19 protein-coding genes are annotated in these 21377 nt (G+C 62.4%); 9 read left to right on the top strand and 10 right to left on the bottom strand.

What is annotated here, in order from left to right; all coding sequences use genetic code 11:
* The first annotated feature begins 220 nt into the window (after positions 1 to 220).
* The 4 genes from KIT79_09500 to KIT79_09485 all read left to right on the top strand — a co-directional run bounded on the left by KIT79_09500 (position 221) and on the right by KIT79_09485 (position 4400).
* Positions 221 to 2278 (top strand): SurA N-terminal domain-containing protein, encoded by a 2058-nt coding sequence (locus tag KIT79_09500; protein MCW5829536.1) that lies wholly within the window; start codon positions 221 to 223, stop codon positions 2276 to 2278.
* A gap of 12 nt (positions 2279 to 2290) precedes the next feature.
* A complete protein-coding gene (locus KIT79_09495) occupies positions 2291 to 2953 on the top strand; it encodes a class I SAM-dependent methyltransferase (GenBank protein MCW5829535.1) in 663 nt (220 codons plus the stop codon).
* A gap of 73 nt (positions 2954 to 3026) precedes the next feature.
* Positions 3027 to 3383 carry a hypothetical protein gene (locus KIT79_09490; protein MCW5829534.1) on the top strand — a complete coding sequence of 119 codons (357 nt, stop codon included), beginning with the start codon at positions 3027 to 3029 and terminating at the stop codon, positions 3381 to 3383.
* Between the two features lie 18 nt (positions 3384 to 3401).
* On the top strand, positions 3402 to 4400 hold the full coding sequence (locus KIT79_09485; GenBank protein ID MCW5829533.1) for a TIGR02757 family protein: 999 nt from the start codon (positions 3402 to 3404) through the stop codon (positions 4398 to 4400).
* Here the strand turns inward: KIT79_09485 and KIT79_09480 are convergent.
* Entirely contained in the window at positions 4343 to 5176 is an 834-nt protein-coding gene (locus KIT79_09480) for a hypothetical protein (GenBank protein ID MCW5829532.1), read from the bottom strand. The two genes, KIT79_09485 and KIT79_09480, sit on opposite strands and share 58 nt — an antisense overlap.
* Positions 5177 to 5201: 25 nt before the next feature.
* Between KIT79_09480 and KIT79_09475 the strand changes: the two genes are divergently transcribed.
* Positions 5202 to 6407 carry a hypothetical protein gene (locus KIT79_09475; GenBank protein ID MCW5829531.1) on the top strand — a complete coding sequence of 402 codons (1206 nt, stop codon included), beginning with the start codon at positions 5202 to 5204 and terminating at the stop codon, positions 6405 to 6407.
* Positions 6408 to 6443: 36 nt separating this feature from the next.
* Here the strand turns inward: KIT79_09475 and KIT79_09470 are convergent, their stop codons facing one another.
* The 3 genes from KIT79_09470 to KIT79_09460 all read right to left on the bottom strand — a co-directional run bounded on the left by KIT79_09470 (position 6444) and on the right by KIT79_09460 (position 9202).
* A complete protein-coding gene (locus KIT79_09470) occupies positions 6444 to 6959 on the bottom strand; it encodes a 4Fe-4S binding protein (protein MCW5829530.1) in 516 nt (171 codons plus the stop codon).
* A gap of 96 nt (positions 6960 to 7055) precedes the next feature.
* The gene (locus KIT79_09465; GenBank protein MCW5829529.1) at positions 7056 to 8273 is read right to left on the bottom strand and encodes a CapA family protein; all 1218 of its coding nucleotides are present in this window, start codon (positions 8271 to 8273) and stop codon (positions 7056 to 7058) included.
* Positions 8274 to 8320: 47 nt separating this feature from the next.
* Positions 8321 to 9202: an SDR family NAD(P)-dependent oxidoreductase gene (locus KIT79_09460; protein ID MCW5829528.1), complete on the bottom strand. Its 882-nt coding sequence runs from the start codon at positions 9200 to 9202 to the stop codon at positions 8321 to 8323.
* Positions 9203 to 9530: 328 nt separating this feature from the next.
* On the opposite strand from KIT79_09460, the gene KIT79_09455 reads away from it, so the two are divergent.
* The gene (locus KIT79_09455; protein MCW5829527.1) at positions 9531 to 11891 is read left to right on the top strand and encodes an MMPL family transporter; all 2361 of its coding nucleotides are present in this window, start codon (positions 9531 to 9533) and stop codon (positions 11889 to 11891) included.
* On the opposite strand, the gene KIT79_09450 is transcribed toward KIT79_09455, so the two are convergent.
* The 6 genes from KIT79_09450 to KIT79_09425 all read right to left on the bottom strand — a co-directional run bounded on the left by KIT79_09450 (position 11888) and on the right by KIT79_09425 (position 18766).
* Positions 11888 to 12595, bottom strand: a complete 708-nt coding sequence (locus KIT79_09450; protein ID MCW5829526.1) for a TPM domain-containing protein — start codon at positions 12593 to 12595, stop codon at positions 11888 to 11890. The two genes, KIT79_09455 and KIT79_09450, sit on opposite strands and share 4 nt — an antisense overlap.
* A gap of 9 nt (positions 12596 to 12604) precedes the next feature.
* On the bottom strand, positions 12605 to 13342 hold the full coding sequence (locus KIT79_09445; protein MCW5829525.1) for a TPM domain-containing protein: 738 nt from the start codon (positions 13340 to 13342) through the stop codon (positions 12605 to 12607).
* A 9-nt stretch (positions 13343 to 13351) separates the two neighbouring features.
* Positions 13352 to 13930 (bottom strand): LemA family protein, encoded by a 579-nt coding sequence (locus KIT79_09440; protein MCW5829524.1) that lies wholly within the window; start codon positions 13928 to 13930, stop codon positions 13352 to 13354.
* A 65-nt stretch (positions 13931 to 13995) separates the two neighbouring features.
* Positions 13996 to 16782 (bottom strand): hypothetical protein, encoded by a 2787-nt coding sequence (locus KIT79_09435; GenBank protein ID MCW5829523.1) that lies wholly within the window; start codon positions 16780 to 16782, stop codon positions 13996 to 13998.
* Entirely contained in the window at positions 16779 to 16961 is a 183-nt protein-coding gene (locus tag KIT79_09430) for a hypothetical protein (protein ID MCW5829522.1), read from the bottom strand. The genes KIT79_09435 and KIT79_09430 overlap by 4 nt, the downstream gene beginning before the upstream one ends.
* Positions 16962 to 16966: 5 nt before the next feature.
* Positions 16967 to 18766 (bottom strand): TldD/PmbA family protein, encoded by a 1800-nt coding sequence (locus KIT79_09425; GenBank protein MCW5829521.1) that lies wholly within the window; start codon positions 18764 to 18766, stop codon positions 16967 to 16969.
* Here KIT79_09425 and KIT79_09420 point away from each other — a divergent pair.
* The 3 genes from KIT79_09420 to KIT79_09410 are packed head-to-tail and all read left to right on the top strand — an operon-like array spanning position 18765 to position 21288.
* On the top strand, positions 18765 to 19985 hold the full coding sequence (locus KIT79_09420; GenBank protein MCW5829520.1) for a response regulator: 1221 nt from the start codon (positions 18765 to 18767) through the stop codon (positions 19983 to 19985). The two genes, KIT79_09425 and KIT79_09420, sit on opposite strands and share 2 nt — an antisense overlap.
* Before the next feature lie 3 nt (positions 19986 to 19988).
* The gene (gene maf, locus KIT79_09415; protein MCW5829519.1) at positions 19989 to 20570 is read left to right on the top strand and encodes a septum formation inhibitor Maf; all 582 of its coding nucleotides are present in this window, start codon (positions 19989 to 19991) and stop codon (positions 20568 to 20570) included.
* Positions 20503 to 21288: a YggS family pyridoxal phosphate-dependent enzyme gene (locus tag KIT79_09410; protein MCW5829518.1), complete on the top strand. Its 786-nt coding sequence runs from the start codon at positions 20503 to 20505 to the stop codon at positions 21286 to 21288. Before maf ends, KIT79_09410 begins: the two co-directional genes overlap by 68 nt.
* Positions 21289 to 21377: the final 89 nt, after the last annotated feature.

Raw genomic sequence — 21377 nt, 5'->3', positions numbered from 1 at the left:
GTGAAGCTCTCCGGTTCCCTGCCCTTGGCCTTCTGCATGTTTATTACCGGTCCAGCGGCAGAGCGCCAGTGTCCTGAAGGGGCAAAGGGCGGGATTGACAAGGGGCCGCTCTCCCGGCCACTAGAGGGGTCCCGGGTTTGGTGGATTCAGGCTGGTGGAGCCCCGCCCTATCCCGTGGAAATTCCAGCCTTTTGGCTGTTTTTGTCAGGTTAAGGTTCAAATGGCCAAGCAGACCGTATCGCAGCGTTTCAAGTCACTGGGTTCCAAGATCCTCCTCTGGCTTCTGGCGGGGTCTTTTTTCATCGGGTTCATGGTCGTACCCAATGTCGGGCGGAGCAGCCGCGAGGGCGCAGAGCAAACTTTCGCCGTCATCAATGGCAAGCACAAGATTACGGTCAGGGAGTTCCTCGAAGCCTACCGCCAGATGGAATACCGGTTTCAGGAGCAGTATGGCGACCAGTGGGAACAGCTCAAGTCCTACTTCCTTCCCCAGGTAAAGAGCTTCTCGATAGACCGGCTGATATTCCGGTATGGGGCGCTCGACCGGGCCCGCGAGCTGGGACTCAATGTGAGCGACGAGGAAATCAGGCGCATGGTGCGCGAAACCCCCGCTTTTCATGATGAGAAAGGCGTATTCCGGCTCCAGAACTACCAGGAATGGCTGCAGCGGCGGCGGACCACGGCCGAAAAGTTCGAGAATGAGCTGCGCGAGGATCTGATCCGGCAGAAGCTGACGAATCTCTTCTACGATGGAGTCCGGCCGAGCCGGGCTCATGTGGAGCAGGAATGGCTGGACCGCAATACCAAGATTGCGCTTGAGTTCGTCAGCACCGGAATTGCTGAACTGGCCTCCTCGATGAAGCCCACCGAGGAGCAAATCCGCAATTATTACAACCAGAACCAGGTCGAGTTTTTCCGGCCCGAGCGCCGGGTGGTCCGTTATGCCGACTTCAATCCGGCCAGCAAGGAAGTCCGTGACCGCGACAACGTGAAGAATATCTCCGATGCGGATATTCGCGCCTACTATGACCAGAATGCAGAGGAGTTCACGTTCGCGGAGGAAAACTTCCGGGTGCGGGAAATGGTCGTCGGGTTTGACCTCGGCAACCCCGAAGACGAGGCGCTGAAGAAGCTTTCTGCGGACGAGAAGAAGGCCAAGGCCGGGGACATCATTGAAAAGGCTCTCGCCCGTGTCCGTGGGGGTGAGGATTTCGCCGCCGTGGCCAATGAGGTGAGCACCGACCGCCGCGAGAAGCTGCTCAAGCGTGGCGGTGACCTGGGACTCATCAGCGACAAGTACTTCAACAAGGATATCGTCGGGAAGGCCAAGACGCTTGCCCTCGGCGATACATCGGAAATCTTCGAGTCGATGGGTGCATACCGGTTTATTCACGTCTCGGAGAAGTTCGCTACTGGTGCGCGAAAGCCATTCGATGACCAGAAGGATGCGATCCGGCGCAAGCTTGCCAACCAGCGGGCGCAGGCAGTGGTGGATATCGAATCGGCCGCCTTTCTTGACAAGGTCCGGTCCAGCGGCCTGCCCGCGACGGGCGGTGATGGCGCGCCCGAAATCATCGTCTCGCCGCCGTTCTCCCGTGGCGAAGCACTCGCCGGAATCGGAAGGCTGGGCCAGGACGACGAAGAGGCAATTTTTGGAACACTGAAGCCGGGAGATGCTCCCCGGATGGCCCGGATCGGCAACCGGGTCATTGTTTATCAGCTCAAGGATGTGATGCCGCCTGCACCGAGTCCGCTGGAAGAGGTCCGTGAACAGATTACCGAGCGGGTGAAAAAGCAGCTTGCCCGGGAGCGGATCGCCGCGGACCTCGACAAGGCCCGGAAGGCAATGAGCGGGCCCGGTGGATCGGCCGAGCGTGCGGCCAGGCTTCTCAAGGGAGCGGCCTCGGGCGATACGGGTGTCTTCTCGCGCAGCGATTCCGGTTCGGCCGCTGGTGCCTCCGGCCGTGATGTGGTGAACCAGATCGGAAAGTCCGGCGCGCTAAAGCTGGCGGCATTCAATCTCAAGACACCCGGTGAAACGGCCGGTCCCTTCGAGGTGGAGGACAAGCTCGTGCTGATTCGCCTCAAGTCCCGGCAGGATCCCGATCCTGCCCAGAAGGAAGCGCAGATGTCGGAGCTTCGCGAGGAGATCACCCGCCATATGCGGAACGAAATCCAGCAGCAGCTTCTGGACAAGATCAAGGCTGAAACCACCGTCGACTACAAGATGGATGTGGACAAGCTGATCGGCGGGGACGAAGCCGACGCGGCCTCCTGAGGTGGCGGGCGCATGGATGCGCTCAACCGGCGCGTTGCAGAGCGGCTGGCCGCCGCCGGTTCACCGCGCACCGGGCCTGGTCCGCTTGCGGATCTCGCCCGCGAACTCCTGAAATGGAACCGGACGGTACGGCTCACGGCCCTGCCGGATGAAGAGGCCATTCTCGAAGCCCTCGTTCTGGACGCACTCGATATTGCACAGGAGATTCCGGCCGGCTCCACGGTGGCCGATGTGGGATCGGGGGCCGGGTTCCCGGGGCTCGTCATCGCCTGGGCGATCCCCTCCGTCCGTGTCATCAGTATCGAAGCCCGCCAGAAAAAGGTCACCTTCCAGGAGCATGCCGCCCGCCTTCTGGGGCTGGACAACTACCGGGCGTTCGCCATACGGATTACGCCGCAATCAGTGAAGGAGGGACTGTTCGGCAAACCCGGCTCGTTCTCGCGCCTGACGGCGCAGGCACTGGGTACTCCGGCGTTTGTCCTGAACCTCGCCGGTGAGCTCCTGGGCCCTGACGGCAGGGCCCTGTTCATCCGGGGGCCGGCGTTTGAGGCATCTGAACGGGCCGAACTGGCAGCATCGGCCCCGGAGTGGAAAATCGAATCGGTCGTGAGGCTGGAACCCCGCCGCCACCGGGAAAATGCCGTCCGTGTCGTCTGCCGGAGGGCGGCGCGTTGACCTCCCGGCAGGCTGAAGGCAGTATGGAAACCGCAAGAGGGCGAATACCGGCGAACTGGCAGGAACACGAGTCATGAGTGACGGCGAACTGTTTTTTGAAGGGCTCCATGCCTATACCCTGGACGACAAGGGAGTCCTTGTTATCGGTTTGATGCCGGAGCAGCCGCTGACGGTGGGTGACCGGCTGGTTTTCACCAATGTGAAGGGCAAGCACCGCCGCACTACCGTTCGCGCTATCGTTCACCGGCCGGTGCTGAACTCGCAAAAGGGAACGGACGACACCTTCCGCGGTATCGTTGTGGATGAGGTGGACCGGGCTGAAATCAAGACTCCCGTTATTTTCCAGCTGGAGCGCAAGGGTGCCCGCCGCCTGCCGGAAGCAACGTCCATACCGGTCGAGCCGGCCGGACCAGCCGGGGCACCGCAATAGCGCGGCGGCCCTTTCGTCATGGCCTCCGGCCTGGAAAATCCACCCCGAAGCCGTCTCACAGCGGCCCGTGCCGCGAAACTCAAGTCGTTTCTGGAGCCGCTGTTCATCCGGTATCACCATGCCGGTTTCCTCGAAACCGATCCGCTTCGGTATGTGCACCGTTACCGGCTCCCAGAAGACCGCGAAACCGTTGCGCTGCTGTCGGCCGCTCTTGCCTACGGCAATGTCCGGACGATTTTCGGTTCAATCGAGCGGGTGCTGGAGATTCTGGGCCCGTCCCCTGCGGCCTTCCTGCGCGATTTCGACCGGAACGAAGTCCGTCGCCGTCTGGCGCCCTTTCGCCACCGGTTCAATTCGGGGGATGACGTCCTGTTGCTGCTGCACTGGACGGGGCTTTCGCTCGCCCGGTGGGGGAGGCTTGGTGAGCATTTCCGGCAGTTCTATAAGACCGGCGACTCTGACATCGGCCCGGCCCTGTCCGGCTGGGTGCGGAGCATGCTGGCGAGCGACTGCACGCCGGTATACGCGGACGGGCTGCTGCCGGGTCCGGCGTCGGCCCGTTTCCTGCTTTCCGACCCAGCGGACGGATCGGCCTGCAAGCGGATGAACCTCTTTCTGCGCTGGATGGTCCGGCGGGATGAGCTGGACGTCGGGCTCTGGGATTTTATCCAGCCGTCCCAGCTTGTGCTGCCGCTCGACGCGCACCTCTCACGCATCGTCCGCTACCTGGGACTTACGGACCGGGCGACCAACGGATGGGCGGCTGCCCAGGAGGCCACTGCCTCGCTCAGGCTGCTGGACCCAGATGACCCGCTCCGTTACGACTTCGCCCTCTGCCGGCTGGGTATCTTGGGCGACTGTCCGGCCAAGCCGGACCGCGTGACTTGCGCCAGTTGCATGCTGCTGCCGGTGTGCCGGGCCGGGACAAGCCGCACCCGCCTTCGCAAGGGAAGGTCCGGTCAGAAGAGGGAGGCGAGCACTACCGCATACGCGGCCAGGCCCAGCGAGCCGATATAAAGAACGAGCGCCTGTACGTCCCGCGCCCCGAACCGGCGGGCAGCTCCGGCGCAGGCGGCGGCAGCCAGCCCCACGACCCCTGCCCACAGGGCCCCCGTCGAACCGGCAAGTCCGGAGAGCCCCACCAGGAGCGACACGCCACCGGCGCCGATTGAAAGGTCCGCTGCCGATACATCAAACCGGGGAAGCCCCGTAAGCGCGATGAGCACGAAGGCGAGGATGGAGCCCACGAGGCCCAGACCACGGAAAGCATCCATTCGGGGTATGAGCCGGATGTCCAGCTCAAGGCGCGAATAACTTGATTCGGTGGGCGGCCCGGGACCATCGCCGAAGGCGGTCGGATAAGTATGTATTTTCTCGATCCACGACGGCCGGGTCAGCGTCCATCCGGACGCTCCGACAGTCGGTTCCAGTGTCGGAGGATGCCCCGCATAGACCACCGTGTCGATCTCGTTCACCGTGTTCTCGATCTGGAGCACGATCTTCCTCGAGTCCGAATACCGCTTGAACAGTCCCGAAAGGCGATAGACCTCGACGTTCCAGCCATCGCTGGTCGTGCGGATTTCAACTGGTACACTCTGGAAGTTGTTGCCCGCCGAAATGCCGTTGATAATCTCGAAGGAGTTGAGACGTGGATCACCTTCCCACCGGAACCAGAGATAGTAGTCGGCGTAGTAGGAATCGCGTTCGATGGGCCCGACCGACAGGAGATGAACGCCCGTTTCGATCCGGACCGGATCACTGGCCGCCCGGACCGGTGTGTCACGTCCTGACATACCGGTAAGCAATACTGCGAGGACCATGAGCCTGCGTAAGAACCTTTGTGATTTCCGGCTGTTCATCGTGCTGGCCATAGCCTTGCACGGGGCGGGGGCGGCTGTCCATGCGGCAGATGGCACGGTCCGGTTTCTCGCCGGACCGAAATCCCGCGGGGCTCCGGACGATCTGGAGAGCGAGCTGACGGCCTTTCTCGCAGACGCCTGCTGCAGTCTCGATATCCTCGTGCAGGAATGGGATCACCCGGAACTGGCCCGCGCACTCATTGACCGGGTGCGGGGGCTTTCGACCCACCGGCGGCGGCTCAAGGTTCGCGTGGTGGTGGAAATGGACTACCTGCTGGCAAAAGCCCCCCTGCCGGAGACGGGCGGAAGCAGGCCCGGTGTGACCGCTGGTATCGGCCCCGAAGTGCTGCCCGATTCGCTGGACGTGAACCGCCAGATCATCTCCGACTTCTGGCGTGCCGGGATAGACATCCGGCCGGACTACAATCCGGCAATCTTCCATCACAAGTTCGTGGTGCGTGACTACGGGCTGAAGAACGAGGCGGTCTGGACCGGATCAATGAATTTCACGAGGACTGATGCGCGCGTGAACTTCAACAACGCGGTCATCATCACCGGACCGCAGATCGTCAGGGCCTACCGGACAAAGTTCATGGAAGCATGGAGCGGAGCCTTTGGCCGCCGGGTGAAACGGCAACCAAAGCTGCCCGGGTGGGTGGAGCTTTCGGGCGGAAGCCGCAACCGTGTGCTCTTTACCCCAGCCTCCGACGCCGAGAGTGAACTGGTGGCGATGGTTGACGGTGCCACTGAGGAAGTGCGGTTTGCGATCTTCACCTTTTCGGAAAGCTCGGCTCTCACCGATGCCGTGATCCGGGCGGCCCGGAGAGGGGTCCGGTGCATCGGACTGTTTGACGCGGGCCAGGCAGGCCAGTCGTGGAGCCCCGATGAGCGGATTGAGGAGGCCGGATGCGAGGTGCTCCGGAGTCCGCCACCGGGCAAACTGCATCACAAGTTTCTGGTCGTTGACGGCCGCCGGCTCGCCACGGGAAGCTTCAACTACACGCGGCCGGCGAACGAGCTGAACGACGAAAATGTCTATTTCGCCGATTCCGGCCCGCTGGCTGACGCCGCCGTCGCCGAGCATGAGCGGCTCCGCCGTGATTTCGGCAGCAAGAAGGCGAAACCGGGGCGCAAGCGGACAAAGCCGTCAGTACAGCGGCAGTAGATCACAGGTCGGGCTGGTCAGCGGGAAGCGGTACGCTCAGGCGGCAGTGCCAGGAACCTGCATCATTTTCTTCAGGGAGATCATGTGCTCCTCGGGGCGCTGGAACCCCTGGTAGCTCTCGTTCTGGAAGACAGTAGGGCGCTCGACGCGGATCGCGTCCTTGATGCAGACCTGCGCGCAAAGTTTGCAGGAAACACATTTCTTCTGGTCAACCCAGGCAATCTTGAAGTTGCCGGCCTCGCCCGGAACCTGCTTGTCCACCATTTCGATGCAGTCGAAGGGGCAGGCGTCCACGCAGAAAACACATCCCGAGCACAGTTCGTCGACCACATAGGCCTTGGGGATATCCTTGGGCTTGATCTTCGGGACAATCACGCCAAGACCGTCCTCGATGGCGTCATAGGGGCAGTAAATCCCGCAAGTCGAGCAGTCGATGCACAGGTCCGGATCGATGAGGTGGATGTCCCGCTTGTCGCCGGTAATGGCCCCGGTCGGGCAGACGCGAATGCACATGGTGCAGCCGGTGCATTTGTCGGTGATGAAGTGGGCCATCCGGGGCAAACCTCTTGGGCCGTTTTGACGCCGGTTTCCGGCGCGGACGTTACCTAACGGATACCCGCCGCCCCTGGCAAGAGGCAAGAGGGATACCTATTCGCACTCCTCCACCGTGGCGGCCTGGGCCCAGCAAAGCATCCGCTGGACAGTTTTTTCGGCCTTTTCGGGGGCCTGCGGCCAGGGCTGGAAGGGAAACTCGGGGTACCGGTCGGAGTAGACCGGGACGAACTCCATCGTCCGGCGGCGGCCCTCCGGGGTGATTTCCAGAAGGAGAAGCGCGATCACGGAATCCTTCCGTTTCGGGTTCCAGTTCCCGGCGAAAACGAAGTTCCCCATCGAATAGATAACGGGCACCAGTCCCGCAGGGCCCTCCAGGTATTCCACCGCCTGCAGGACATGGGGGTGTGCGCCCAGCACGGCATCGGCCCCGTGCTGGACCGCAATTGTCGCCAGTTCCCGCTGGTAGGGCATCAGTTCGTGGGTTCCCTCGCGTCCCCAGTGGAAAAACACCACCCGGAAGTCGCAATCCCTGCGGTTACCCATGGCGGCGAGGTCTTCGGTGAGCATCGCCGCCATGTCTGCCTCGTTGCCCTCGTAGCTCGGCACGCCGGCAACACCGGATTTGGCCTCTCCCGCCCAGACCACGTCCGGCTCGATGGAGTGGAGCCCCAGATAAAGGTAACCGGTAAAGCAGACACCAAGCCCGTTCGCTTCCAGCCGTGCCGGGCGGCGGGCGGCGGCGAGGTTTTCCCCCGCTCCGAAGTGGAGAATACCGGCTTGGTCGAGCGTCCGGGCCGTATCCCTGAGGCCGGTTTCCCCGAAGTCGGAGGCGTGATTGTTGGCCAGAGACACCACATCGATTCCGGCACGTTTCAGCTTGTCCACTTCGTGCGGATCTGCCTTGAAGGTGAAGTTCTTGACCGTTTTCTCGGTGGAGGTGGTGAATGTGCCCTCGTAGTTCACGATGGCGATATCAGCCTCCCTGAACCACTTGCGAACATGCAGGAACGGGTAGTCGAGGATATCGTCGCCGGTGAGCCCGCGCTTCTGCTTCAGTTCCGGGTCAAATACCTTGAAATGGTTTCCAAGCGTCACGTCTCCGGCGGCGGCAATGGTGACCGCTCCATGCCGTGCGGCGGATTCCGGTTCCACTGGCAAGACTGTCACCGGGACAGGCTGTTCGGTTTCGTCATGAATTTCCGGAATAGCCCCGGATTGGGGGGCAGGGCCCGCAGGCGGACTTTCCGGCTTGGCGGCGCAGGCGGCCAGAAGAAGCAGGACCGGCGCTACGAAGTGGCGGAAGCGTTGCATCCGTACTTCGTAGCGCCGGAACGGGAACTGGGGCAAGAAGGGCTGGATCAGGATGACCAGCTCGCCTTGAACTGCGATTTCCTGACCGCGTCGGCAAGGCGCGGTCCCAGTTCGGAAGGATCCCACGGATCCTTGCTGCTGGTCTTGGCTCCGGGTTCACGGATCAGCGTCAGGAGTTCCACCTCGGCGCCTTTCACAAGGAACGTCCGGCCGCTGACGCCTGCCGCCTGGTCGGAACAGAGCCAGATGACGGTTGGCGATATGTGCTCGGGTTTCAGTTCGGCCATGGGGGCGCTATCGCCCTTGAAACCGGCCAGATCCTCGGTGAGGCGGGTGAGTGCCACCGGGCAGATGGCATTGACGGTAATTCCCGCCTTTTCGCCTTCGCGCCACAGGCAGTTCATCAGCCCCCAGATTCCGGCCTTGGCCGCGCCGTAGTTCGTCTGGCCGAAGTTGCCAAAAAGTCCCGAAGTGGAACTGGTGAACACGAGCCGTCCCTTGATCTGCTTGTCGAGGAAGTGCATCCACGCCGCCTTGGCGCAGTAGTAGGTGCCCTTCAGGTGGACCGCCATCACCGGATCCCACAGCTCGTCGTTCATGTTCTTGAAGGACTTGTCACGCAGGATGCCTGCATTGCAGATCATGGCGTCCAGCTTGCCGAACTCCTTGACCGCCGTCTCAACGATGGAGTTGGCCCCCTCGGCCGTGGCGACGTTTCCATAGTTGGCCGCCGCCTTGCCTCCCATGGCCCGGATTTCCTCGCACACCTTTTCGGCCATCGTCGTCCCCGAACCGGTGCCATCGCGTGAACCGCCCAGATCGTTCACGACCACCTGCGCGCCTTCCTTGGCCGCCAGTAGCGCATGGGCGCGTCCGATACCGCCGCCTGCACCTGTAATTGCCACTGTTTTTCCCTTGAGCAGATTCATGGAACCGTTCCTCTTCTTCCTTATCGTAAGCGTTATCGACAGATATCCGGAATGGCTGCGGCCTGCCGCAGCCATTCCGGCGGAGCCAACCGTATGGGCTCCGGCAGGGAAGGGCAAGAGGGATACGCCCGCTGGAGGCTTCCCTGGAAACCGTGGCGGCCCCGGAAGCTCCCGCATGTTACCGTTAACATCCATTCACGTCCGGTACTCTGGACGTTACCGGAAGGCTGTTGCCTTCCGCTTCCACCTGTGAAAAACAGCAGAACACCTGATTTTCAGGGGGTTTCCGCGCCCGATGAATCCGGGCGCCGGTGGAGGCTGTTTCCCTGTGACCGACCGGAATGTGTATGAGCGCATGGCGCGCTGGTTCCTTGGCAAGCGGACCTGGGTGCTGGCGATCCAGATCGCCATTACGGCTGCCTGCCTGAGCGTGGCGGTGTCGCGGCTCCGGATCGTGACGGAACTGGAGTATTTTTTCCTCCAGAGTGATCCTGACCTCCAGGCCTACCAGGCGCTCCAGAAGAAGTTTGGCACTGATGAATTCGTCATCTTCTCGCATACCGATGGTGATGCGCTCGGCCAGCCGTCGCTCGAATACATCACCCGCCTCGTGAGCGAGATACGGAGAAAGCCCGGTGTCATAGCCGCAATCTCGGCGGCGACGGCGACCGATCTCGATTCGATCGACCTGTCCGGTTCGATCCCGAAAATGGGCGAACCGATCGTCAAGAAGACGCAGCTTTCCGAGGCCGACCGGCGCTATGTGCTGGCCAAGCTGAATGGCACGAACGTCTACCGGAATCTCCTGGTTTCGCCGGACCTGAAGACCGCCTTCGTTTACGTTGTGATTGAGGGCGATCCGGACAACCCCAGTCACCGGCTGGAAATCACCAGGCTCATGGAGCAGGCCCGCGATGCTGCCGGAGAGGCACCGGGACTTGTGCGGCTGGCCGGGACGCCTGTTTATGCGTCGGAGCTGTACCGGTCCGTCCTGCGGGACATGGTGCTGCTGACGCCGATAGTGCTGGCGTTCACGGTAATCGTGCTGATGCTGACATTCCGGAATCTCATCGGCGTGCTGATCCCGGCGCTGACCATGATCGTATCGAGCATCTGGCTGCTCGGCCTCTTTGCCGCAGCGGGTGCGCCGCTCACGATCGCCAGCTCGATTGTCATCCCGGTGATTCTCGTCATCGGCGTCAACGATGCCGTGCATATCGTAACGCACTACTACCACACCCTTGAAGAGCACCCGGACAAGGAGGAGGCCGTCATCGTCACGATGGGCCGGATGATTCGCCCCTGCTTCTTCTCCAGCCTCACGACATCCATCGGCTTCCTGGCGCTGGCGACCGCCGACGTGCTGCCGGTGGTCCAGACCGGCATCCTGACGGCAGTCGCCATCTTGGCCGCATTCTTCTCGGCCATCACGCTGACGCCGGTCCTGCTGCTGCTCACCCGGCCCCCGCGCCCTGAAGTCCGGGCGAGCGTCGAGAGCGGGTGGGTGGACCGGTTCCTCCGGTCGGTCTCCAGGCTGAACCGGACCCGTCCCTGGCCGGTTGTCATCGCCTCGTTCGTGTTCCTCGGCGTTTCGCTGTGGGGCGCCACCTGGATCACGGTGGAAACAAACCCGATCAAGTTCTTCGCCGAGCGTACCGAGTTCACGCGCAACTACCGGTTTTTCGAGGAAAACCTGGGCGGCACCATGCCGTTCGAGGTGTTTATCGAATCCAGGGAACCCGGGGGCCGGCTGAACAAGGTCACGCACTACTGGGAGATGGACAAGATCGCCAACTTCCTTGATCGCCGCGAGGAGATCACGGGCGTGCTGGGGCCATCCGACATCATGGCTGAAGGCAAACGGGCCCTGTTTGGCGGCGGCCGGACGCTGCCGACCCGGGAAGAAGAGGTAGACGGCGTGCTCCGCCTGATGCCGCACGCCCGGAGGCGGGAGCCCCTGCTGACGCGCTTCATCGCGTCCGACGGCTCGGCCGGCAGGATCACCTCCCGGGTAAAGGCGCTGACATCGAACGAACTGACCGACCTGATCCGCGCCACCGAAATCTACATCAATGACCAGCTCAAGCCCGACTTCGTGGGGAAGGTGTCGGGTGTCGTCCGGCTCATGTCGAACATGATCGACAAGGTGACTTCGTCGCAGATCAATTCCCTGTCCGTGTCGGCCCTGTTCATGCTGCTCCAGTTCTGGATCGTGCTCCGGAGCTTTTCACGGGCGGTTGTGGCGTTCATCCCGAATATCCTTCCGGTCATGTTCACCTTCGGGGTCATGGGTGCACTGGGGATTCCGCTGGACCTTGCCACCTGCATGTCGCCGTCCATCGCGATCGGGCTCGTGGATAACACGATCCACTATCTGATCGGCTTCAACCAGTCGATGGAGGACGGCCATACCTACGAAGAGGCGATCGACTACACGACCAACACCCGTGGCAAGGCGTTCCTCTATTCGTCGGCAATTCTCATCGGCGGATTTTCAGTCCTTCTCATCTCGGACCTCATCCCGGTTTATCATTTCGGGATACTCACGGTTTCGACGATCATCGGTTCCCTGATCGGAGACCTCAGCATGCATCAGGCGCTGATCTGGATATTCAAGCCGGGGAAGAAGGATCTGGAGGCACGCTACGCAGGGGCCATCGCCCGCACGCACAAGGGCAAGCAAGCCTAGCGTATCACGATCACATGGTCCGGCAGTTCGTTGAAATTGTCCGCCCGCGGTGGAAACTGTTTCGCCAGATGGTCCAGCAGTTCGCCGATCATGGAAACGATCCCGTCGGCAAACCGTTCCTGACGGAATGCCTCCTCACCGAGCTGCACGGCACGGGCGGCCAGTGAGTCCGGCAGCGATCCCCAGATGGCGAACCGCCGCTGGCGGACCTCGAAATAGAACAGGACACCGGTCCCGTCGCGGGTCCGGTCCATTCCAAGCCGGTGGTAGAGATCGCGGGCGCGTTCTGCCGGATCGCCTTCATGATCCAGTTCCACCAGCACGCGCAGTTCGGCGCTGGAGGCCTTTTCCACATCCCGGATCATCGCCTCGATGTCCTCGCGGCCGGACCGGCTCAGGAACCCCTTCTCGATTTCCTCCTCGATGGCCCGGGATTCCTTTTCGTAGCGGCGGTGCCTGAGCCAGAGGTAAAGGTTCAGCGCCATGAGCGGTCCGAGTGAATAGAACCCGGCTCCGGGAATCCAGATCAGACCTGCGGCTGTACCGGCGATGGCGATTCCCATGCCGAGCCGCTGCCACAGGGGCCGGTCACGGAGCCTTTCAGCGGCGAACCAGACCGGCTGGACAAGCAGTGCCGCGAGCAGAATGATCCCGGCTGCTGTCGGGCGGTCTGTCTGAACCATCATGTCGAGCAGTTCGTTCACGACTGTTTCCTACCAGCGGCCACTGGCGCCGCCTCCACCGAAACCACCGCCCCCGCCGCCAAATCCGCCTCCGCCCCCGCCAAAACCACCCCCGAAGCCGCCGCCTCTCCCGAAGCCGCCCCCGTAATACGGATAGCGGCGGCGCGGAGCGGCGAAAATGCTCCACAGGATGAACCCCATGATCAGCAGCGAAATGATGGTGTCGATGGCAGCCGGACTGCCGGCCGTATCCCGTTCGTCAGGTCCGAAATCCACCTTGCCCGTGATGAGCACATCGGCAGCGGCATGGACTCCGGCGCTGATGCCACCGGAGAAATCGCCTTCGCGGAATCTCGGCACGATCACCTTGCGGATGATCTGGTCGGCGGCAAAATCGGTAAAGACACCCTCAAGGCCGTAGCCCGTTTCAAACCGCAACTGCCGGTCGTCGCGGAAAATGACGAGCAGGAGTCCCGAATCAACTCCCTTGTGCCCGATTTTCCAGTTCTCCGCGGTGCGGAGGCTTGCTTCCTCCAGGGAGTCTCCCGCGAGCGACGGAAAGGTTGCCACGACGAACTGGATCTTCCGACGCTGGTTCAGCTCCTCCAGGAGCGATTCGATGCGGGTACGTGTCCCGTCATCGAGCATTTTTGCGCCGTCATGGACATACGTTTTCGGAGGGGGCGGCGGTTCGAACCGGGCCAGGGCGGAAGCAGGAATGCCCGCCAGCAGTGCGGCAATGAACCAGCCCGGTCGCAAGATCTTCACCGGCGCCTGCTACCGGAACTCCACCTTGGGGGCGGTTTTTGCAGCCTCATCCGCTTCGAAGGCCACCTTGGGCTTGAAGTCGAACCACCCTGCCAAAAGGTTGCCCGGTATCTGGCGGATACGGGTATTGTACGCGGCAACCGCCTCGTTGTACCGGGTGCGGGCAACGGCGATGCGGTTCTCGGTTCCCTCCAGCTGCGCATTGAAGCTCATGAATGCCTCGCTCGACTTGAGATCGGGATACTTTTCGACTGTGACGAGGAGGCGGGAGAGTGCGCCGCGCAGGGCCGCCACATTCTCGCGGAACGCCTTCATGGCATTCGGATCGGTCAGCACGTCGCCGGAGAACTGCATCTGGGAGGCCCTCGCCCGGGCTTCGGTGACAGCGGTAAGGACGTCCTTTTCCTGGTCGGCAACCTTCTGCACGGAGGCGATCAGTCCGGGCACGAGATCGCTTCGCCGCTGGAGCTGGGCTTCCACGTCAGCAGCCGCCTTTGTTACACCTTCGTCCCTGGCGACAATATCGTTGTAGGTGCCGCAGCCGGTCAGGAGGACCAGCGTTGCCGCGAGCAGTGAAATCCTTTTCATCATGGATGGAAAACCTCCGCTGACTACATGGCCATTCGTGGCGGATGGGGCAAGGGGGGGAGCCGCTACTCCCGGATACCGAGCGTACGGAGATAGACGTCACGTACCGCCTCGGTATGGCGCCGGTAGTCATCCATGAGACGGCGGCGGGCTTCTGTGCGGCCTCCACCCGAGTAGCCCATCCGGTAGGCGAGGGCGTCGAGTTCGGTGGGTTCCAGATCTATGTCCTTCATCGGCCGGTCCTGCACGATCCGCATGCGGCTGCTCAGCCTCTGGATGAATGTGTAACCGTCCAGAAGCACTTGAGCGTCTTCGTCAGGCAGAAGTTTCAGTCCGTTCAGCTCGCGGATCGCGTCCAGCGTGGAGGCCAGCCAGAGCCGGTCCGGGTGCTGCCGGAAGTGCCGGAGCTGGAGATACTGCACCGTGTATTCGATATCGACGATTCCGCCTCTGCCCGTCTTGGGGTTCTTGTGGCGAATGTCCTCTTTTGCGAGTTCCTTTTCCATCCGTGACCGCAAATGGGCTATCTCGGAAGCGATACTGCCTGTAGGCGCCTCTATGAGTATGTGGCGGATGGCCTTTTCGATTTCTGACCCGAACGGCTCGTCACCGGCGGCGAACCGGCCCTTAAGGAGCGCCTGCTTTTCCCAGGTCTGGGCGCTCTTTTCGTGGTAGGTGCAGAACTGGCGGAAACTCGTCACCAGAAGCCCCGCGTTGCCGGAGGGCCGCAGGCGGGCATCCACTTCGTAACAGGAGCCCTCGGCCGTCTTCACTGTCAGGTACGAAATGAGCCGTTGCGCCACACGTATGAAGAACTCGATGTTGGCCAGCTGCTTCTGCCCCTCGCGGGTGGTCCGGGTTTCCCCGGCACCGGAAAAAAGGAAGATCACGTCGAGGTCCGACCCGTAGCTCATCTCTCCGGCGCCGAGCTTCCCCATCCCGATGATGGCGAACCGGGCGGGCTTGCCGGTTTCCTCGTCGACAGGTTCGCCATGCCGGTGGAGGGAATCCTTAAGGGCCAGTTTCAGTGCCTCTTCGAGGCAAACCCGTGCGATCCATGTCAGCCGCCGGGAGGCCTCGGGCGTGTCGATGTCGCCCGCCAGATCCAGCAAGCCGACCTCCAGCGTATGCAGGTTCCGGAAGGTGCGGAGACAGTTGATCTCCTCTTCGGCCACTTCCGTTGCACCTGCATCCGGTGCGCACCCTGCACGGATGCCGGCGAACGATTCGCGCAGTGTCCCGATCGAAGCCGATGCGTCGGCCGAATCCGCGGACAGTATCCGGTCCAGCATGCGCCAGTTGCGAACCAGGATTTTCGACAGGAAATCGCTGGAGCCCAGTACCGATACCAGCCGTTCGCACAGGGCGGGATTGTCCAGGAGCGTCCCCCAGAAGCTCATCCTCCGGCCTATGGTATCCATGAGAAGCTCAAGGTTCGTATGGGCCATCTCGGCGTCGGCAGTACGGCTGATTTCGCCCTCTAGGCGGCGCGCAATGGCGTCAAGCTGTTCCTCGATGTCCCTGGACAGCGCTGCCAGGTTGAACTGGGAACGGAGCCGCTGTCCGATCCGGCTGTCCCTGCTTTCGGAGAAAAATGCGTCGAAGCTCTGCCGGACCGTCTTCATGTGGTCGGTGAGTTCTTCCAGGAACGGCTCCGTGGCGGCAGTGGCGCCACCAGTGAATCCCATCGACCGGGCGAGGTTCTCCAGCGCTTCCGGATGGGCGGGGAGGTCATAGGCCTGCTCTTCCTCGGCCATCTGGATATGGTTTTCCGTGCGCCGGAGGAACAAATACGCCTCCAGCAGCCGGTCGTGTTCCACCTGGCTCAGGAGCCGGTTCAGCCGGAGCTGCCGTAATCCCTCTATTGCCGAGCGGGTGCGCAGGTCAGGGATCTTCCCGCCGTAAAGCAGGCACAGCGCCTGCACGAAAAACTCGAGATCGCGTATGCCGCCCTCGCCCAGCTTGACGGAAATGGTCCCCTGCTTTTTCTGGCTCTCCCGGTCCTCGATCAGTCCCTTCATGGACCTGATCGAACTCACCGCCGCGAAATCCAGATAGCGCCGGTAGATCACCGGCTCCATCTGCTTCAGGAACAGTCCGCCCAGTGCACGGCTGCCGCCCACGGGCCGGGCCTTGGCGAGCGCCGATTTCTCCCAGGCGGCCGCGAACATCTCGTAGTAGTTCGCCATCGCCTCAAGCGGCAGCACCAGCGGGCCAGCCTTGCCCTCGGGCCGCAGATTGAGGTCCACGCGGAATACAAAACCGTCGCCGGTCCGGTCCGAAAGCGCCCGTGACAGCATCTGCCCCACACGGCTGAAGTAGTCGGCCGGTGGCAGCGCCGTTGCACCCTTTTCCGGTTCGCCGGTCACGGTCGAGTGGAGAAAGATGAGATCCACGTCGGAGCTGAAGTTGAGTTCGCCGGCGCCAAGTTTTCCCAGGCCAAGTACGGCGAACTGCGCCGTGGCGGATTTCCCGTCGAAACCGGGATAGACGGGCGGGCCCCATTGCCGTTCCGCTTCCGCCAGTGCCCAGCGTGTCGCGGCATCGACGGCAAACTCTCCGGTGGCGGTGATCTGGGCGAGGATTCTGGAGTAGTCCCCAAGCGTCACCAGACCGCAGAAGTCCTGCACGCAGATGGAATACATCGCCTCGTATTTGAGGGTGCGAAGGTTACGGCAGAAATCGTCCCGGGAGTTCGATGGTCCGCCGCTCATCCCGGCGAAACGGGTTTCGAGATATTCCGGCGTTACTGCAGGCGGATCGGCGGCGATGCTGGCGGCCCGTTCCGTGTTCGATTCGGCCCACCGCCCGTAACGGGGGGAAAACCCAGCGACTGTTTCGGCACGGCTCATCCCGCGGAGTTTCCCCTGCCGCCGCCTTCGATGATGTAGCCGATGTAAAACACGGTCCCCCCGGCGATCAGCATTCCGAGCTCGGTGTACATGTCGCGCTCGAAAAAGCCCTGCACAAGACCGAACCCCACCAGCCCGATCCCGAACACCTCAATCAGCTTGCCGGCCCAGAATCGCATTGGAATCAGCGCGTGACCGTGGGTGGTTTCAGGATTGGCTGGGTGAGCGGCTCCTCGCTCCGGCGCTGGAGCTCGACTTCCGTCACCAGCACGCTCGGTGCCACGGCCGCGACGGGGATATAGCCGCTTTCGGCCCCGCAGAAGCCGTTGAACACATGGTAGTCATCACCGGTGACGGTGATCTTGCGGATGGATGCCAGCGGTGTGCCGACGATATCGGCCCCCCGTACGAGGGTGAGTTTCCCGGTGGCGGCGTCCACCTGGTAGAGCTTGCGGGCGACCCCTTTGAACGACTGGACCCCCCAGCGGCTCGTGTTCGTCTCGCCGCCGTCCACCTCCTCGACATAGAGACCATAAGGCTTGCCCTGCCGCGTGGCCTCGGCTCGGAGCTCCTCGAACAGCCTGTCCTTGGGCAGCGTGTGGCTGGAGCGGACGATGAGGTTCCCCATGCGTGCCATCGGTGCCGAAAAGACGCCGGCCCGGCCGTGCCCGTTCGACCGGTCACGATTGCGGATGGGCGATCGCGACAGGAGAAAATCCTTCAGAACCCCGGATCGCACCAGCTCGACCCGTTGTGCGGGAACCCCTTCATCGTCATAACGGTAATGGCCGTTGAGCGTGATGCCGCTCTCCCGGTCCTGGGTGGGATCGTCAAAAACATCGATGAACGTGGGAATGATTTCCATGTCCAGCTTGTCGGCGAACGTCTGGCCGCCCTCATCATCATCCTGGCGTTCTCCCTCGAGCCGGTGCCCGACCGCCTCATGGAAATAGACGCCCGCCGCCGATGGAGAGAGAATGACCGGACCCGTATAGGGCGTCTGGACCGGGGCGTTACGTATCTGCACAAGTTCCTGGGCGGCTGATTCCACATCCTTGAGAAGCTGATCGAATGAAGGCAGATCTTCCTGTGTGCGTCCGTAGTAGGGCCGAACGGTTTCCACCTGCTGGCCGTCGTCGGCACGTCCCTGGGCGATGATGAAAATGGAATAGTTGGTGAAGGCCTCGGCGATGGCCGTTCCCTCGCTGTTCACGAAATAACGCTCAACGCCATAGGCCGTGTACCGTACGTCGGCGTCCAGTACTTCGGGCGTCTCCCGCAGCCTGGCCGACAGCCGCCGTACCCGGTCCCGCCAGCGGGCGGCGTCCGGATCGAACCGCACCGGTTCGCCCTCGAACTGCACCGGCTGGGCACGGGCGAAACTCCCCGTTTTGTACCGGTCCACCCGGCTGACATGACTCGCCCGCCGCTGGAAGAACTGCGAGACGGCCTGTTTGTATGCCTGGTCGGTTCCTGACCACAGGTCGAAACGGATCGCCTGTACGTCGGCGTCCAGTGACAGGAGCGGCGGGCGGCTCCAGCCCATGAAACCGAAACCGCCGCCCGACTGGTACCGGCTGCCTCCGGTGTTGTCGAAGCCATAGTCCCCCACGCGGACCTCCGTATAAAGTCCGCGCTGACGGGTCGAGCTGTCGGTATGCAGGCCACCGGCGCGTCCGGCGATATTTACCTGCCGGAGATCGTTGATCCGGTAGGCAGTGAAGTACGGAGCCGGAAAATCCTTCGCCTTGAGCTGGGTGCGCGAGCGGTCCAGTTCCTGCCGCATGGCGGCAAGAACGGCCGGGTAGGTCTCGCGGTCGAGAAGCCAGGTTTCCCCTTCGTCAGAGGCTGCCTGCGCGGCAGCGGGCTCGGACCGCGGGGCCGCTACCGGTGCCGGTTTGCATCCGGCAAACGGCAGGAAGGTGAGGGCGAGAGATATCAGGGCGAACAGGCGGCGGGGCCAGCCCGGTTGAACAGTCCACATGGGCGGCAGTATAGAGAAGAAAAGCGGGAAGTTCGCCATGAGTGCCGATGAAAAAGATCCGCCGGTGGGAATGGGAAGCGGACCGGACTGCCCGGAGGAAGCCGGCGATCTGGATGCCCGTCTTGACGCCCTTGGCGCATTTGCGGGGCGGCTTGCCCATGAGTTCAACAACGTCATCAACAGCATCATGAACACGGCGGCGCTTCTGAAAATCCAGGGCGGCCTGCCGCCAGACGCCGCGGAACTGGTCAATCTGATCGACCAGTCCACACGACGTGGAGCGGAGCTCACCGCTGCGCTGACCGGCTTTTCCCGGCCGGTGAGGCCGCAGTTTCGGGCCCTGGATGCATGGACACTGCTGGAGAGCGCCACCACCGCCGTCCGGAAACGGATGCCCCCGAAGGTGACGGTTGATACCGTGATGGCCACGGAAAGTCCTGGCGTCGCGGGTGTCCGGGTGGATGAACTGCTGTTTGTACAAATGCTCTCGGAACTGGCATTGAGTGCCGCGGAGGCGATGGGGGGAGAAGGAAAAATAGTCTTCTCCCTGGAGCAGCCGGCCGGTTCCGGAGTTGTGCGAATCGCTGTGACTGATACCGGCCCCGCCATCCCTGCAGCCGACCGCCCCCGGATATTCGATCCCTTTTATTCGGCCCGGACCGGCGGGAAGATATCCGGTCCCGGTCTCAGCCATGCCTGGCGTCTCGCCCATGACCAGAACGGGCGGCTCAGGCTTGCGCCCCGGCAACCCCTGCGAGGCGCAACTTTTCATATTGAGCTGCCGCTGGTTGCGGCTTCGGGTGAAACCGCCCCGGCCGCACCCGCTGGATCAGCCCCGCTGAAGGCGCCGGGCGGCCCGGTACGAATCCTCCTGGCCGACGACGATGAACCCAACCGTCTCCTTGGTTCCCGGTTGCTGGAAAAGTTCGGCCACAAGGTGACCCTCGCCCGCGACGGACTTGAAACGGTACAGATATTCCAGTCGCAAGCCGGGAGTTTCGACCTCATCATTGTGGATGAAAACATGCCTGGGCTCACGGGCACGGAGGTAATCTCGATCGTGCGCAAGGAACAGCCGGCTTTCCCGGCGATTCTCATCACGGGTGACGATGTTACCGGCAGCACTGCCGACGATGGCGTGATCCGGATGATGAAGCCCTATGATACGGACCGGTTTCTGGAGGCCATTGCGGTGGCCACCAGGCGGAAAGGACCCTGACGCTTGAAATCGCCGCTGTTTCTCCTCGCTTCCTCGTCTCCCCGCCGCCGGGAACTGCTGTCGGGAGCCGGTTACCGGTTCCGGGTTCTCGTTCCTGCCATTGACGAAACTTTTCGTCGCACGGAAACTCCGGTGGACATGGTGAGGCGCCTTGCCCGTGAGAAGGCAAGGGCGGTGATCGCGAAATACAACGCAACAGGCCATGTGGTGCTTGCTGCAGACACCACGGTCGTTCTGGACGGGCAGATTCTGGGAAAGCCGGCCTCCAATGACCACGCGGTCCGTCTGCTGCGCCAGCTTTCGGGCTGCGAGCATGAGGTTTTTACTGCCATCGCCGTCACGGACGGCGTCAGGGAAAAAGTCCGCTCCGTCCGGACCCGGGTGAGGTTCTTCAGCCATTCCCGTCCGGTAATCGAAAAATACGTCCTGACCGGAGAGCCGATGGACAAGGCCGGAGGCTATGCAATCCAGGGTGCCGGGGCCTTTCTCATAGAGAAGATCAGCGGCTCCTATACCAATGTCATTGGCCTGCCGATGGCGGAGACCGCCCGGATGCTCGCCGCATTTGGCGTGCTTCCCGGGTGAGGGCGGCGCAGCCGTGACCGGTATCGCCCGCCGCATTGCCCTTGTCCGCGAGGAAATTGCCGCCCATTGCCGGTCCTGTGGGCGCAGTCCGTCGGAGATCACGCTCATCGGCGTTTCCAAGTTCCATCCGGCATCGGCGGTGCGGGAGGCGGTTTCTGCCGGCCTGTCCGATATCGGCGAAAGCTACGTTCAGGAGTGGCGGAAAAAGGCGGACGAACTCGCGGATGCGCCGGTGCGGTGGCATTTCATCGGCCACCTGCAGACGAACAAGGTGAAATACCTGGTGGGCCGGACAGCACTGATCCACTCGGTCGATTCGGTACGCCTCATAGACGAAATTGCCCGCGTCGCTGAAAGCCGGCAGATTCGCCAGCCCATACTTCTCGAACTGAACCTTTCAGGCGATGCGGGCAAAACCGGGGCACGGGAGCCGGATCTGCCCGCACTTATGGAGGCGGCGCAAAGCCAGAAAGCGGCTGTCGATCTGAGGGGACTGATGTGCATGGGGCCACTTGGGGGAAGCCCGGACGAGGCCCGCCCGGTATTCCGTCGCTTGAAAGAACTGTCCGGAAGGTTCAATATGTCAGCTGGCGACGGTCCCCCGGTGCTCTCAATGGGCATGTCGGATGACTACCAGGTGGCTATCGCTGAAGGCGCAACGCACATACGGATCGGGACCGCCATCTTTGGCTCCCGGCCGGACCGTGAACCCGCCTGAGTTTCCTCCGGTCCTTCGGTTCCTTCTGCCCCACCCACGAACGACAGTGACGGCCCTCGTCTGTACCGTGTATCCGCCATCGGCTTGTT

This window comes from Deltaproteobacteria bacterium, from assembly GCA_026129095.1.
Lineage (GTDB): Bacteria > JAGRBM01 > JAGRBM01 > JAGRBM01 > JAHCIT01 > JAHCIT01.
The sequence above is the reverse complement of the archived record's forward strand: the minus strand, read 5'-3'. Positions and strand labels throughout refer to the sequence as shown.